This window comes from Streptomyces sp. NPDC039424, assembly GCF_055639495.1.
In genome coordinates, this window is the sequence record NZ_JBVKAI010000033.1 from 49,899 (window position 1) to 67,092 (window position 17,194).

Genomic DNA, 17,194 nt, shown 5'->3' on the forward strand with positions numbered 1-17,194 from the left:
ATGGGCAACGACGACAAGCTGCGCGAATACCTGCGGCGCGCGACGTCGGACCTCCAGCAGACCAAGCGGCGCCTGCGCGAGACCGAGGCCAGGCAGCACGAGCCGATCGCCATCGTCGCCATGAGCTGCCGCTATCCCGGGGGCATCGCCTCTCCGGAGGACCTGTGGACTCTCGTGGACTCCGGCGGTGACGGCATCTCCTCCTTCCCCGAGGACCGGGGCTGGGCCAAGGACCTGTACGACCCGGAGCCCGCCACGCCCGGAAAGACGTACTGCCGCGAAGGCGGCTTCCTGCACGACGCCGCCCAGTTCGACGCCGACTTCTTCAAGATCAGCCCGCGGGAGGCCCGCGAGACCGACCCGCAGCAGCGGCTGCTGCTGGAGACCGCCTGGGAGGCGTTCGAGCGGGCCGGGATCGACCCGCTGTCCCTCAAGGGCAGCCGCACCGGCGTCTTCACCGGCATCGCCTACCACGACTACTCCGCCGACAGCGGCACCGGCGCCCTCGCCAGCGTCGCCTCCGGCCGCATCGCCTACACGCTCGGCCTCGAAGGCCCCGCGGTGACCGTGGACACGGCCTGTTCGTCGTCCCTGGTCGCCCTGCACTGGGCCATCCAGGCCCTGCGCGCCGGGGACTGCACGCTCGCCCTCGCCGGCGGTGTCACCGTCATGGCCACCCCGGTGTCGTTCGTCGGCTTCAGCCAGGACCGCGGCCTCGCCCCCGACGGCCGCTGCAAGGCGTTCGCCGCCGCGGCCGACGGCACCGGCTGGGGCGAGGGCGCCGGCCTGCTCCTGGTCGAGCGCCTCTCCGACGCCCGCCGCAACGGCCACCCGGTCCTCGCCGTGGTCCGCGGCAGCGCGGTCAACTCCGACGGCGCCAGCAACGGTCTGACCGCACCCAACGGGCCCTCGCAGCAGCGAGTGATCCAGCAGGCGCTGGCCGGCGCCCAACTCTCCGCCGACCAGGTGGACGTGGTGGAGGCGCACGGCACCGGAACCAGGCTCGGCGACCCCATCGAGGCACAGGCCCTCCTGGCCACCTACGGCCAGGGCCGGCCCGAGGACCGCCCCCTGTGGCTGGGCTCCATCAAGTCGAACATCGGGCACGCGCAGGCCGCCGCCGGCGTCAGCGGCATCATCAAGATGGTCATGGCGATCCGGCACGGCGTCATGCCCCGCACCCTGCACGTCGACGCGCCCACCCCCAACGTGGACTGGAGCACGGGCAACATCCAGCTCCTCACCGACCGCCTCCCCTGGCCCGACCACGGCCACCCCAAGCGCGCCGCCATCTCCTCCTTCGGCCTCAGCGGCACGAACGCCCACGTCATCGTCGAGGAGGCACCGGTCGCCGAGGAGGCGGCCACGCCCGCCGAGACCGTGGCGCCGGTGCGGTCCTCGGTCGTGCCGTGGGTGGTCTCCGCGCGGGGCGGCCCGGCCGGTGTGGGCGCACAGGCCGAGCAGCTCCACGGCCACCTCTCCGAGCGGCCGGAGCTGTCGGCCGCCGACGTGGCGTTCTCGCTGGCCTCGTCGCGGGCCGCGCTGGAGCAGCGGGCCGTCGTCGTGGGCCGGGACCGCGATGAGCTGCTCGCCGGACTGGCCTCGGTGACGGCGGGGGAGCCCGCCGTGAGCGTGCAGCAGGGTGCCGTCTCGGACGGACTGACCGCCGTGGTGTTCACCGGGCAGGGGAGCCAGCGGCTGGGGATGGGACGGGAGTTGTACGACGCCTTCCCCGCGTTCGCCGCTGCGTTCGACGCTGTGTGCGAAGCCCTCGACGGGCTGCCGCTGAAGGACGTCGTGTGGGGTGAGGACGCGAGTGTGCTGGAGCGGACCGAGTTCGCCCAGCCCGCCCTCTTCGCCATCGAGACCGCCCTCTACCGGCTTCTTGAGTCGTGGGGTGTGCGGCCGGACTTCGTGGCCGGGCATTCCATCGGCGAGGTCACCGCGGCCCACGTGGCAGGGGTGCTCTCCCTGGAGGATGCGGCGAAGCTGATCGCCGCGCGTGGGCGGTTGATGCAGGCCCTGCCCGAGGGCGGCGCCATGCTCGCCGTGCAGGCCACGGAAGAGGAAGTACGGCCGCTGCTGACCGATACCGTCGGTATCGCCGCGATCAACGGGCCCACTTCGGTGGTGGTCTCCGGCGCCGGTGTCGAGGCCATCGAGGAGCACTTCAGCAGCCTCGGACGTCGGACCACGCGTCTGCGGGTGTCCCATGCCTTCCACTCGCCGCTCATGGAGCCGATGCTCGACGACTTCCGGGCCGTGGTCAGCGGGCTGACCTTCTCGGAACCGTCCCTGAGCGTCGTATCGAACGTGACCGGAGCCCTCGCCGAGCCCGGCCGGCTCACCAACCCCGAGTACTGGGTGAGCCACGTCCGCGAGGCCGTCCGCTTCGCCGACGGCATCACCACCCTGCGCGCGCAAGGTGTGACCAGGTTCGTCGAGTGCGGCCCCGACGCGATCCTGACCGGCCTGGCCAAGCAGACCATCGACGACGACGAGGACGTCACCTTCGCCCCGGTCCTGCGCAAGGACCGCCCCGAGGACGTCACCGCCGTCACCGCGCTCGCCCAGCTCTTCGCCTCCGGCGCCGGTGTCGACTGGACCGGCTTCTTCACCGGGCGTGACGCGACTCGCGTCGACCTCCCCACCTACGCCTTCCAGCGCCGCCACTACTGGTCGGCCGACGCCGGTCAGCCGGCCGCCGCCCCCGGCCCGGTCGCAACCGGGCCCGGGACGGCGGAGGCGGTGTTCTGGGAAGCGGTGGAGCGGGAGGACAGCTCGTCGCTGGCCGAGGAGATCGACGTACCGGCGGACGAACTGGGCTCCCTCGTACCAGCGTTGGCGCAGTGGCGCCGGCGCAGCAAGGAGTCCGCGCTGCTGGACTCCTTGCGGTACCGGGTGGAGTGGAAGCCGACCGGGGTGGCGGCGGCCGGTGACTCCGGTGGCTCCGAGACCTGGCTCGTGGTCCGGCCCTCGGCCGGGGCGGGCGACGCCGCCCAGCGGATTGCCGAGGCGATTGCCGGTGAGGTGAGCGTCGTATCGCTGGAGGCCGGCGATCTCGACCGCGCCGCGCTGGCCGGACGGCTGCGTACGGCGGTGTCCGCCCAGGCGCCGCAGCGGGTGCTGTCGCTGCTCGGGCTGGACGACCGCCCGCACCCCCGGTATCCGGCGCTCACGCACGGAGGTGCCGCGACCGTCGTGCTCGCCCAGGCGCTGGCGGACGCCGAGGTCGGCGCGCCACTGTGGTGCGTCACCAGCGGAGCCGTGGCCGTGCGGGACTCCGCCGAACTGGCCAGCCCGAGCCAGTCGCTGCTGTGGGGCCTCGGCGCGAGCCTCGGGCTCGACCAGCCGCAGACCTGGGGCGGCCTGATCGACGTACCCGAAGAGCTCGACGAGCGGGCGGCCCGGCTGCTGGTCGCGGCCGTACGCGGCGACGACGGCGGGGAGGACCAGCTCGCCGTACGCGCCGAGGGGCTGTTCGCGCGGCGCATGGTCCGCTCGCCGCTCCCGGCCGGGACGGCACCGCGCGCCGCGGCGGGACGGGGCGGGACCGTCCTCGTCACGGGCGGCACCGGCGGGCTCGGGGCGCACGTGGCCCGCCTGCTCGCCGAGGACGGCGCCGAGCACCTGGTGCTCACCAGCCGACGGGGTTCCGCCGCGGACGGCGCCGAGGAGTTGACCGAGGAGCTGGAGGCGCTCGGGGCGCGTGTCACGGTCGCCGCCTGCGACGTCACCGACCGTGCCGCACTGGCCGGACTGCTCGCCTCCCTCGCCGACGGGCCGCCGCTGCGCGCCGTCTTCCACGCCGCCGGCCAGGCCCAGCGCATCGCCCCGCTGCCCGACCTGGACCTGGAAGAGTTCGCCGAGGTCGGCCTCGCGAAGGTGCTGGGCGCCCAGCATCTCGACGAGCTGCTCGCGGACGTACCGCTGGACGCCTTCGTGCTGTTCTCCTCCGGCTCCGCGGTCTGGGGCAGCGGAGGGCAGGCCGCGTACGGCGGCGCCAACGCCTTCCTCGACGGCCTCGCCCACCGGCGCCGGGCCCGCGGGCTCACCGCCACCTCCATCGCCTGGGGATCGTGGGAAGGCGGCATGGTCGACGCCGAACTCAGCGCCGTCATGCGGCGCATGGGCGCCCCGGCGATGGCACCCTCCACCGCCGTCGGCGCCCTGCGCCAGATCCTCGACCACGACGAGAGCCATGTCGTGGTGGCCGACTTCGACTGGTCCCGGTTCGTCCCCGCCTACACGCTGGCCCGCCCCCGGCCGCTCCTCGACGAGATCCCCGAGGTGCGGGCGGCCCTGGCCGACGGACCCGACGAGGACACGCCGGGCTCCCCGGCACCCGAGCTCACCGCCCGGCTGGCCGGGCTGCCGAAGGCCGAGGCGAGCCGTGTCGTGCACGACCTCGTCCGCTCGCACGTCGCCGCCCTGCTCGGCTACGACGATCCGCTCACCCTCGACACCCGCCGCGCCTTCGAGGACCTCGGCTTCGACTCCGTGTCGGCCGTCGACCTCCGCAGCCGGCTGAGCACGGCCACCGGCCGGAAACTGCCCAGCACCATGATCTTCGACTACGCCAACCCGGCCGCGCTCGCCGAGTTCCTGCTCACCGAACTGCAGCCCAAGCAGGAGGTACGGCAGGTGGCCGTGCCGGAGCAGCTGGAGTGGCTGGAGGCGGCTCTGACCGGCCTCGACGCGCAGCAGATCGAGGACGAGCGGATCGTCTCCCGGCTGCAGACCCTCGTGTCACGGCTCAGCGAGACCGTGGCCGCCCAGGCCGGCGCGGCCGGTACCGCGGACGTCGGCCAGAAGCTGGAGTCGGCGTCCGCCGACGACGTCTTCGACTTCATCGACAAGGAACTCGGCCTCGCCTGAGCGGGCCCCCGACCGACGCCAGCCTTTCGAACCACAGGACCCGGAGAGAGACTGAGATGGCGAACGACGACAAGCTTCTCGACTATCTCAAGCGCGTCACGGCCGATCTCGCCCAGACCCGGCGGCGCTTGCAGGAGGTCGAGAACGAGGAGCGGGAGCCGATCGCGATCGTCGCCATGAGCTGCCGCTACCCCGGCGGGGTCAACAGCCCCGAGGACCTGTGGCAGCTGGTCGACGAAGGACGCGACGCCATCTCGGAGTTCCCCGTCGACCGCGGCTGGGACCTCGGCCGGCTGCTGAACACCGACGCCGACCAGCAGGGCACCAGCTATGTCCGCGAGGGCGGCTTCGTCCACGACGCGGGCCACTTCGACCCCGCCTTCTTCGGCATCAGCCCGCGCGAGGCGCAGACCATGGACCCGCAGCAGCGGCTCATGCTGGAAGTCGCCTGGGAGGCCTTCGAACGGGCCCGTATCGACCCGTCCTCGGTACGCGGCAGCCGCATCGGCGTGTTCGCCGGCTCCGGCATCCAGGACTACACCACCCTCCTCGACGCGGCCCCCGAACTGGCCGAGGCCCACATGACCACCGCCGCCGCGGCGGCCGTCATCTCCGGCCGGATCTCCTACGCCCTCGGCCTCGAAGGCCCGGCGGTGACGGTCGACACGGCCTGCTCGTCCTCCCTCGTCGCCCTGCACCTCGCCTGCCAGGCCCTGCGCCGCCGCGAATGCAGCATGGCCCTGGCCGGCGGCGTCATGGTGATGTCGACGCCGTCCCCCTTCATCGCTTTCAGCCGGCAGCGCGGCCTCGCCCCCGACGGCCGCTGCAAGGCCTTCGCCGAGGCCGCCGACGGCACCGGCTGGGCCGAAGGCGCCGGCATGCTCCTCGTCGAGCGCCTGTCCGACGCCCGCCGCAACGGCCACCCGGTACTCGCCGTCGTGCGCGGCAGCGCCATCAACCAGGACGGCGCCAGCAACGGCCTCACCGCCCCCAACGGCCCCTCCCAGCAGCGCGTCATCCGGCAGGCCCTGGCCGCCGCCCAGGTGCCGTCCGCCCAGATCGACGTCGTCGAGGGCCACGGCACGGGCACGACGCTGGGCGACCCCATCGAGGCGCAGGCCCTGCTCGCCACCTACGGCCAGGAGCGGCCCGAGGACCGCCCGCTGTGGCTGGGCTCCGTCAAGTCGAACATCGGGCACGCGCAGGCCGCCGCCGGCGTCAGCGGCATCATCAAGATGGTCATGGCGATGCGGCACGGCCGTATGCCCCGCACCCTCCACGTCGACCAGCCCTCGACCCACATCGACTGGTCCGCCGGCAACGTACGCCTGCTCGCCGAGCCCCGCGACTGGCCCGAGGGCGACCACCCGCGCCGCGCCGGCGTCTCCTCCTTCGGCGTCAGCGGCACGAACGCCCACGTCATCCTGGAACAGGACCCGGCCGACGAGGAGACCCCGGCCGAGGCGACGACCGCCGACGCCCCGGCCTCGGGCCCTCTGCTGTGGCCCGTCTCCGGTCTCGGTGCCACGGGACTGAAGGCGCAGGCCGAGCGGCTGCACGCCTTTGTCTCCGAACGGCTCGACGCACGGGCCGAGGACGTGGCGTTCTCGCTGGCGTCGTCGCGGGCGGCGCTGGAGCAGCGGGCCGTGGTGGTCGGCCGGGACCGCGATGAGCTGCTCGCCGGGCTGGCCTCGGTGGCGGCGGGGGAGCCTGCCGCGAGCGTGCAGCGCGGTGTGGCCTCCGACGGGCTGACCGCGGTGGTGTTCACCGGGCAGGGGAGCCAGCGGCTGGGGATGGGACGGGAGTTGTACGACGCCTTCCCCGTGTTCGCCGCTGCGTTCGACGCCGTGTGTGAGGCGCTTGGTGAGCTGCCGCTGAAGGATGTTGTCTGGGGTGAGGACGCCGACAGGCTGGAGCGGACGGAGTTCGCCCAGCCCGCCCTCTTCGCCATCGAGACCGCTCTCTTCCGGCTTCTTGAGTCGTGGGGTGTGCGGCCGGACTTCGTGGCCGGGCATTCCATCGGCGAGGTCACCGCGGCCCACGTGGCGGGAATTCTGTCCCTGGAGGACGCGGCCAAGCTGATCGCCGCGCGTGGGCGGTTGATGCAGGCCCTGCCCGAGGGCGGGGCGATGCTGGCGGTGGAGGCCACGGAGGAGGAAGTACGGCCGCTGCTGAGCGACACCGTCGGTATCGCCGCGATCAACGGGCCCACCTCTGTGGTGGTCTCCGGCGCCGGTGTCGAGGCGATCGAGGAGCACTTCTCCGGTATGGGGCGGCGGACGACCCGGCTGCGGGTGTCCCATGCCTTCCACTCGCCGCTGATGGAGCCGATGCTGGACGACTTCCGGGCCGTGGTGTCCGGGCTGTCGTTCTCGGAACCGTCCCTGGGCGTCGTATCGAACGTGACCGGATCTCTCGCCGAGCCCGGCCGGCTCACCAACCCGGAGTACTGGGTGAGCCACGTCCGCGAGGCGGTCCGCTTCGCCGACGGCATCACCACCCTGCGCGCGCAAGGCGTGACCAGGTTCGTCGAGTGCGGCCCGGACGCGATCCTCACCGGCCTGGCCCGGAACATCCTCGACGACGTCACCTTCGCCCCGGTCCTGCGCAAGGACCGCGCCGAGGACGTCACCGCCGTCACCGCGCTGGCCCAGCTCTTCATCTCCGGCGCCACCGTCGACTGGGACGGCGTCTTCGCCGGCCGCGACGCCTCCCGCATCGACCTGCCCACCTATGCCTTCCAGCGCGAGCGCTACTGGATCGACGCGCAGAGCGGGGCCGCGAACGTCACCTCCGCCGGGCTCGACACGGCCGAACACCCCCTGCTGGGCGCGGCCATCACGCTCGCCGACAGCGACGGTGTCCTGCTGACCGGACGCCTGTCGGCCGACACCCAGCCGTGGCTGGCCGAGCACGTCGTCGGCGGATCGGTTCTCTTTCCCGGCACCGGCTTCCTGGAGCTCGTGGCCCGGGCGGGTGACCAGGTCGGCTGCGACCTGCTCGAGGAACTGACCATCGAGGCACCGCTGGTGCTGCCCGACCACGGCGGCGTGCAGGTGCAGGTGGCCGTGGGTGCCGCGGAGCGGTCGGGCACCCGCACCGTCACCGTCCACTCCCGCCGACAGGACTCGGCAGCCGACCTGCCCTGGACCCGGCACGCCACCGGTGTGCTCGCGCCCGGCGCCCGGCCGGCCGAGGACGAGGGTCAGACGGCCGAGTGGCCGCCGGCCGGTGCCGTACCCGTGGAACTCGACGGCCTCTACGACGAGTTCGCCCAGGCCGGTATGGCCTACGGCCCGGTGTTCCGCGGCCTGACCTCGGTGTGGCGGTCCGCCGACGGCGAGGTGTACGCCGAGGTCGCCCTCCCCGAGCAGGCCCGCGCGGTCGCCGAGCGGTTCGCCCTGCACCCCGCCCTGCTGGACGCCTGCCTGCACGCGGCGGCCTTCACCGGAACCGTCGGCGAGCAGGGCGCGCTTCCCTTCGCCTGGTCGGGTGTGTCCCTGTACGCCGAGGGCGCGTCCGAGGTGCGCGTACGGCTGGCTCCCACCGGCTCCGGCGCGGTCACCGTCGAGCTGACGGACCCCGCGGGCCGCCGGGTGGCCACCGTGGACTCCCTGATGCTGCGGCCCATCTCCGCCGAGCAGCTCGCCGCGGCCGCCACGAGCCACCGCGACTCCCTCTTCCGCCTGGACTGGGCCCCGCTGCCGGTTCCGGCCACGGCCCCGGTGACATGGGCGCCCTGGGAGGAGACCGTCGGCGCGAACGTGCCGGACGTCGTCGTGTGGAACTGCGCGACGGCCACGGCCCAGGACGCGCAGGCCGTACGGACGGCCACGCACCAGGCGCTGGAGATCCTGCGGACCTGGATCGACGAGGAGCGTTACGCCGAGGCCCGGCTGCTCGTCGTCACCCAGGGCGCCGCCGCACTGACCGGAGAGGACGTGACCGACCTCGCGGCGGCCTCCGTCGCGGGCCTGGTGCGCGCCGCCCAGTCGGAGAACCCCGACCGCATCACCTTGGTGGACACCGACGACGTGACCGACCTCGGCGCGCTCGTCGCCGCGGCCGTGGCCACCGGCGAACCGCAGCTCCTCATACGCGAGGGCGCCGCGCACGCCGCCCGCCTGACGCGCGCCGCCGTCCCCGCCGCCGCGGGCGAGGACACCCGCCCCGAGCCGGGCACGGTCCTGATCACCGGTGCCACCGGCTCCCTGGGCACCCTGTTCGCCCGCCACCTGGTGACCGAGCACGGCGTCCGCAGCCTCCTGCTGACCAGCCGCAGCGGCATGTCCGCGCCCGGCGCCGCCGACCTGTGCGCCGAACTGACCGCCCTGGGCGCCGAGGTGGACCTGCGCGCCTGCGACGTGGCCGACCGGGCCGCGCTCGCCGAACTCCTCGACGATGTCACGCTCCGCGGCGTGGTGCACACCGCCGGCGTCCTCGACGACGGAGTGGTCGGCTCCCTCACCCCGGACCGCCTGGACGCGGTCCTGCGGCCGAAGGTCGACGCCGCGGTGAACCTGCACGAACTGACCGCGGGCATGGACCTGTCGATGTTCGTCATGTTCTCCTCCGCCGCCGGCGTCCTCGGCGCCCCCGGCCAGGGCAACTACGCCGCCGCCAACGCCTTCCTCGACGCGCTCGCCGTCCACCGCCGCCACGCCGGCCTTCCCGCCCACTCCCTCGCCTGGGGCCTGTGGGAGCAGTCCAGCGGCATGGCCGACACCCTGGGCGACGCCGACCTGTCCCGCATCTCCCGCACCGGCATGCACGCGCTGACCGCCGAGGAGGGACTCGCCCTCTTCGACGCGGCCCTCACCACGGACGATCCCCTGCTCGTCCCGGCCGGCCTCGACCTGCCCGCACTCCGTGCCCAGGGCGAGCAACTGCCCACCGTCTTCCGGGCGTTGGTTCCGGTGGCCCGGCGGCGCAGCTCCGCCGGCACGGCCGACGAGTCGAGCGCGCTGCGCCGCAAGCTCGCCTCCCTGCCGGAGGCCGAGTGGCACGGTGTCCTGCTCGACCTGGTCCTCAGCCGCGTGGCCGCCGTCCTCGGACACGCGGGCGCCCACGCCGTCGAACCCGGCCGGGCCTTCCAGGAACTCGGCTTCGACTCCCTGACCGCCGTCGAGTTCCGCAACGCCCTCGGCGAAGCGGTCGGCATGCGCCTGCCCGCCACCCTCGTCTTCGACTACCCGACGCCGGAAGCCCTCGCCACCCACCTGCTGGAACAGGTCGCCGGAACCCAGGACGACCTCACGGCCGTCACCCCCGTCCTCGCCGCCGACGACGACCCGATCGTGATCGTCGGCATGGCCTGCCGGTACCCGGGAGGCGTGGCCTCCCCGGAGGACCTGTGGCGGCTGCTGGCGGACGGGGTCGACGCGGTCTCGGAGTTCCCGACCAACCGCGGCTGGGACATCGGCCAGGTCTTCGACCCCACCGGCGAACGGCCCAACACCACCTACACCCGCGAAGGCGGCTTCCTCCACGACGCCGACCGCTTCGACCCCGCCTTCTTCGGCATCAGCCCCAACGAAGCCCTGGTCATGGACCCGCAGCAGCGGCTCCTGCTGGAGACCGCCTGGGAGACGTTCGAACGCGCCGGCATCGACCCCGCCACCCTGCGCGGCAGCGCCACCGGCGTGTTCGCCGGGATGATGTACCACGACTACGCCGCCAACAACAGCACGGGCGCCATCGCCTCCGGCCGCGTCTCCTACGTCTTCGGCCTGGAGGGCCCGGCCGTCACGATCGACACGGCGTGCTCGTCCTCCTTGGTCGCCCTGCACCTCGCGGTCCAGGCCCTGCGCTCCGGCGAGTGCTCCCTCGCCCTCGCCGGCGGTGTCGCGGTCATGGCGACGCCCGAGGTGTTCGTCGAGTTCAGCCGCCAGCGCGGCCTTTCCAAGGACGGCCGCTGCCGCTCCTTCGCCGACTCCACCGACGGCACCGCCTGGGGCGAAGGCGTCGGCATGCTGCTCGTGGAGCGCCTGTCGGACGCCCGCCGCAACGGGCATCCGGTACTGGCCGTGGTACGGGGCAGTGCCATCAACCAGGACGGCGCCTCCAACGGCCTGACCGCGCCGAACGGCCCCTCGCAGCAGCGGGTGATCCGGCAGGCGCTGGCAGGAGCGGGCCTGTCCTCGGCGGACGTGGACCTGGTGGAGGCGCACGGTACGGGCACGACGCTGGGCGACCCGATCGAGGCCCAGGCGCTCATCGCGACCTACGGCCAGGACCGTCCCGAGGACCGCCCGCTGTGGCTGGGGTCCATCAAGTCGAACATGGGCCACACCCAGGCCGCCGCCGGTGTCGCGGGCATCATCAAGACGGTCATGGCCATGCGCAACGGGGTCATGCCCAAGTCCCTGTACGCCGGCGAGCCTTCGTCCAAGGTGGACTGGGACGCGGGCGCGGTGGAGCTGCTGGCGGAGGCGCGTGAGTGGCCCGCGCTGGAGGACGGCCGGCCGCGCCGGGCGGGTGTCTCGTCGTTCGGGCTGAGCGGGACGAACGCCCACGTCATCGTGGAAGAGGCGCCCCTGGAGGAGGTGGCCACGGCCGCCGAGACCGTGACGCCGGTGGGTTCGTCGGCGGTGCCGTTGGTGGTGTCGGCGCGCGGCGCCGGGGCCGCCGGGGTGGCGGCACAGGCCGAACGGCTGCACAGCCACCTCACCGAGCACGCCGACCTGTCCGCCGCCGATGTGGCGTTCTCGCTGCTGTCCTCGCGGGCCGTGCTGGAGCAGCGGGCCGTGGTCGTGGGCCGGGACCGGGAGGAGTTGCTGGCCGGGCTGGCCTCGGTGGCTTCCGGTGGGGCGACGGTGACCCGGGCTCGCTCGGGTGGTCGTACGGCGGTGGTGTTCACCGGGCAGGGGAGTCAGCGGCTGGGGATGGGGCGGGAGTTGTACGACGCCTTCCCCGTTTTCGCCGAGGCCTTCGACGCCGTGTGCGAAGCGCTCGACGGGCTGCCGCTGAAGGATGTCGTCTGGGGTGAGGACGCGAGTGTGCTGGAGCGGACGGAGTTCGCCCAGCCTGCGCTGTTCGCCGTTGAGACGGCTCTGTTCCGGCTTCTTGAGTCGTGGGGTGTGCGGCCGGACTTCGTGGCCGGGCATTCCATCGGCGAGGTCACCGCGGCCCACGTGGCAGGGGTGCTGTCCCTGGAGGACGCGGCGAAGCTGATCGCCGCGCGTGGGCGGTTGATGCAGGCCCTGCCCGAGGGCGGGGCGATGCTCGCTGTGCAGGCCACGGAAGAGGAAGTACGGCCCCTGCTGACCGACACCCTCGGTATCGCCGCGATCAACGGGCCCACCTCCGTGGTGGTCTCCGGCGCCGGTGTCGAGGCCATTGAGGAGTACTTCTCCGGTCTGGGGCGCAGGACGACCCGGCTGCGGGTGTCCCATGCCTTCCACTCCCCGCTCATGGAGCCGATGCTCGACGACTTCCGGGCCGTGGTGTCCGGGCTGACCTTCTCGGAACCGTCCCTGAGCGTCGTATCGAACGTGACCGGTTCTCTCGCCGAGTCCGGTCAACTCACCAACCCCGAATACTGGGTTGAGCATGTCCGCGAGGCGGTTCGTTTCGCGGACGGGGTCACGGCTCTGCGCGCCCAGGGCGTCACCCGGTTCGTGGAGTGCGGCCCCGACGCGGTCCTGACCGGCCTGGCCAAGCAGACCATCGAGGACGACGAGGACATCACCTTCGCCCCGGTCCTCCGAAAGGGACGCCCCGAGGACGTCACGGCCGTCACCGCGCTCACCGACCTGTTCGCCTCCGGCGCCAGTGTCGACTGGACCGGCTTCTTCACCGGCCGCAACGCCTCCCGCGTCGACCTCCCCACCTACGCCTTCCAGCGCGAGCGCTACTGGCTCGGGACCCGTGAGTACATGGCGGACTCCTGGTACGGCGGCGAGGGCGTCGACATCTCCGCCGCCGGTCTGCGTGCCGCCGAACACCCGCTGCTCGGCGCGATGGTGAGCCTGGCCGACACGGACGGGGTTGTCCTGACCGGCCGGCTGGCCGTGGACACGCACCCGTGGATCGCCGACCACGATGTCCTGGGCAGCGTCCTGCTGCCCGGCACCGGCTTCGTGGAGCTGGCGATCCACGCGGGCGCCCAGGTCGGCTGCGAGGTGCTGGAGGAGCTGACGCTCCAGGCTCCCCTCATCCTGCCGCCCGACGGTGCCGCCCAGATCCAGGTGGTCGTCAGCGGCGCCGACGAGGCGGGCGCCCGTACGGTGACCGTCCACTCGCGTCCGGAGGGGCAGCAGGACGGCGATGTCTGGCTGCTGCACGCGCAGGGCGTGCTCGGCGCGGCGACCGCACCCGCGCCGTCGGCCCAGGACCTGACCGTGTGGCCTCCCGCCGGTGCCTCCCCGCTGCCGGTCGAGGGCGCCTACGACACCCTGGTCCGCCAGGGCTACGCCTACGGCCCCGTCTTCCAGGGACTGAAGGCCGCGTGGCGGCGCGGCGACGACGTGTTCGCCGAGGTGGAACTGCCCTCGGACAGCTGGGACGAGGCGGCACGCTTCGGCCTGCACCCGGCTCTGCTCGACTCCGCCATGCACGCGGTCATGTTCGACGAGAGCGGTGAGCGGGACGGCGAGCCCGTCCTGCCGTTCGTCTGGAACCAGGTCCGCCTGAACGCCACCGGCGCCACCCGGCTCCGCGTCCACATCGGCCAGCAGGGAACCGCCGCCGACAACAACCTCGTGCTGAACGTCGCCGACGCGGAAGGCCGTCCGGTCCTGTCGGTGGGGTCGGTGGTGGGCCGGCCGGTGTCGGCGGGGCAGCTGGAGGCCGCGAGCGGAGGCGGCCTGGAGCGAGCGCTGTGGCGGATCGACTGGATCCCCGCGACCGTCGAGAACACCGGCGCCGGCGCGCTGCCCGCCTGGGACGAGCTGCCTGCCGAGGGCGAGGCGCCTCCGACCGTGGTCTGGGAGATCCCGGTCGGCGAGGGCGACGTACCGACGCGGTCGCGTGCTCTCGCGGTGGTGGTGCTGGAGCGGGTGCGGCAGTGGCTCGAGGACCCGCGTTTCGCCTCCAGCCGTCTGGTCGTGGTCACCCGTGACGCGGTGGCGCTGCCCGCCGACACCGGTGTGGATGTGGCCGCTGCCGGTGTGTGGGGTGTTCTGCGGGCCGCGCAGGCCGAGAACCCGGGCCGTTTCACCGTGCTGGACCTTGAGCCCGGCGCTGACCCGGCCTTCGCTTCCGGGGCGATCGCCGCGGGCGAGGCGGAGATCGCCGTACGTGATGGACAGGTCTTCCTTCCTCGTCTGGCCCAGGTGTCCTCCGAGGTGGAGCCCTCGGCGCAGTGGCCGTCGGGGACCGTTCTGGTCACCGGTGGTACCGGTGGTCTGGGTGCCTTGGTCGCCCGCCACCTGGTCGACCGGCACGGGGTCACCGACCTGCTGCTCACCAGCCGACGGGGCCTGGACGCGGCGGGAGCGCCCGAGCTGGTCGCCGAGCTGGAGGCAGCCGGAGCCCGGGTCAAGGTGGCGGCCTGCGACGTCGCCGACCGCGCGGCCCTGGCCGAGCTGCTGACCGGGGTCGACCTGACCGGTGTGGTGCACGCGGCCGGTGTCATGGACAACGCCCTCGTGCAGGACATCGACTCCGACCGTCTGGCCCGCGTCTGGGCGCCGAAGGCCGACGCGGCCTGGCACCTGCACGAACTCACCGCGGATCTCGACCTGTCGGCGTTCGTGCTGTTCTCCTCCGCAGGCGGACTCGTCCTGGCCGCAGGACAGGCCAACTACGCCGCCGCCAACACCTTCCTCGACGCCCTCGCGGCTCACCGCCGCAGCCAGGGGCTGCCCGCGACGTCCCTCGCCTGGGGCCTGTGGGCCACGGCGTCGGGCTTGGGCGGAGGTTCCTCGCAGGCGGACGCGGAAGCCCGTATGGCCCGCCTGGGCCTGCCCGCCCTGCCCGTCGCCCAGGGACTCGACCTGTTCGACGCCGCGCTGGCCCGGCCCGAGCACCCGGTGCAGATCCCGCTGCGCATCGACACGGCGGCCCTCGCCGCCCGCGGCGAGGAACTCCCCGCCCTCCTCAAGGGCATGGTCAGGCCCCGTTTGCGGCAGGCCGCCGGTACGCAGGCCGAGGCGGCCACGCTGATGCAGCGGCTGGCCGGACTTCCCGCCGCCGACCGACGCCGCGCGCTGCTGGACGTCGTACGGAGCGAGGTCGCGGGCGTGCTCGGGCACGCGTCGGTCGACGCCGTCGAGCCGGACCGGGCCTTCAAGGAGCTCGGCTTCGACTCGCTGACGGCCGTCGAACTGCGCAACCGGCTCAACGCGGCCACCGGCCTGCGCCTGCCCGCCACGCTCGTCTTCGACTACCCGAGCGCGGAAGCGGTCTCCGAGTACGTCGACACCACCCTGGGCGGAGCCGCCAAGGAAGCGGCGGCGCCCGCGATCGCCGCACCGCGCTCTCTCGACGACGACCCGATCGCGATCGTCGGCATGGCCTGCCGCTTCCCGGGAGGCGTGGCCTCCCCGGAGGACTTGTGGCGGCTGGTGGCCGACGGCGTGGACGCGGTGTCGGAGTTCCCGTCCGACCGCGGCTGGGACCCCGCCGTCTACGACCCGGAGCCGGGCCGGGCGGGCAAGACGTACGCGCGTGAGGGTGGATTCCTTTACGACGCCGCCGACTTCGACCCCGGCTTCTTCGGCATCAGCCCGAACGAGGCGGTGGTGATGGACCCGCAGCAGCGACTGCTGCTGGAGACCGCCTGGGAGGTCTTCGAGCGGGCGGGCATCGACCCCGGCCCCCTCAAGGGAAGCGCCACCGGTGTGTTCGCGGGCGTGATGTACCACGACTACGGTCTCGGCGCCGAAGCCGCGACCACCAGCGGCGGCAGCCTGGTGACGGGCCGCGTCGCCTACACGCTCGGACTTGAGGGCCCGGCGGTGACGGTCGACACCGCGTGCTCGTCCTCGCTGGTCGCCCTGCACCTCGCGGTCCAGGCCCTGCGCTCCGGCGAGTGCTCCCTCGCCCTCGCGGGCGGCGTCGCCGTGATGTCGACGCCGGGCATGTTCATCGAGTTCAGCCGCCAGCGCGGCCTCGCGGCCAACGGCCGCTGCAAGTCCTTCGCCGCCGCGGCCGACGGCGTCGGCTGGGCCGAGGGCGCCGGCATGCTCCTCGTGGAGCGCCTGTCGGACGCCCGCCGCAACGGCCACCCCGTCCTCGCGGTGGTTCGCGGCAGTGCCATCAACCAGGACGGTGCCAGCAACGGCCTGACCGCGCCGAACGGCCCCTCGCAGCAGCGGGTGATCCGGCAGGCGCTGGCAGGGGCGGGCCTGTCCTCGGCGGACGTGGACCTGGTGGAGGCGCACGGTACGGGCACGACGCTGGGCGACCCGATCGAGGCCCAGGCGCTCATCGCGACCTACGGCCAGGACCGTCCCGAGGAGCGCCCCCTGTGGCTGGGCTCCCTCAAGTCCAACTTCGGCCACGCGCAGGCCGCGGCCGGCGTCGGCGGCATCATCAAGATGGTCATGGCGATACGCAACGCCGTCATGCCGAAGACCCTTCACGTCGACGCCCCCAGCCCCAACGTGGACTGGGACGAGGGCGCGGTGGAGCTCCTGGCGGAGGCGCGTGAGTGGCCCGCGCTGGAGGACGGCCGGCCGCGCCGGGCGGGTGTCTCCTCCTTCGGCATCAGCGGCACGAACGCCCACGTCATCGTGGAAGAGGCGCCCCTGGAGGAGGTGGCCACGGCCGCCGAGACCGTGACGCCGGTGGGTTCGCCGGCGGTGCCGTTGGTGGTGTCGGCGCGCGGCGCCGGGGCCGCCGGGGTGGCGGCACAGGCCGAACGGCTGCACAGCCACCTCACCGAGCACGCCGACCTGTCCGCCGCCGATGTGGCGTTCTCGCTGCTGTCCTCGCGGGCCGTGCTGGAGCAGCGGGCCGTGGTGGTCGGCCGGGACCGGGAGGAGTTGCTGGCCGGGCTGGCTTCGGTGGCCTCGGGTGGGGCGACGGTGACCCGGGCTCGCTCGGGTGGTCGTACGGCGGTGGTGTTCACCGGGCAGGGGAGTCAGCGGCTGGGGATGGGGCGGGAGTTGTACGACGCCTTCCCCGCGTTCGCGGACGCGTTCGACGCTGTGTGTGAGGCGCTTGGTGAGCTGCCGCTGAAGGACGTTGTCTGGGGTGAGGACGCCGACAGGCTGGAGCGGACGGAGTTCGCCCAGCCCGCCCTCTTCGCCATCGAGACCGCCCTCTACCGGCTGCTTGAGTCGTGGGGTGTGCGGCCGGACTTCGTGGCCGGGCATTCCATCGGCGAGGTCACCGCAGCCCACATCGCCGGGATCCTGTCCCTGGAGGA

Annotated in this window: 2 protein-coding genes; both read left to right on the forward strand. The window is 73.4% G+C overall.

What is annotated here, in order from left to right; translation table 11 throughout:
* Nucleotides 1-4,878, forward strand: coding sequence for a type I polyketide synthase (locus ACZ7L0_RS42140; RefSeq protein WP_471247902.1), 4,878 nt, complete (start codon nt 1-3; stop codon nt 4,876-4,878).
* A 56-nt stretch (nt 4,879-4,934) separates the two neighbouring features.
* A partial coding sequence (locus ACZ7L0_RS42145) for an SDR family NAD(P)-dependent oxidoreductase (protein WP_471247903.1) occupies nt 4,935-17,194 on the forward strand: 12,260 nt, incomplete at its 3' end.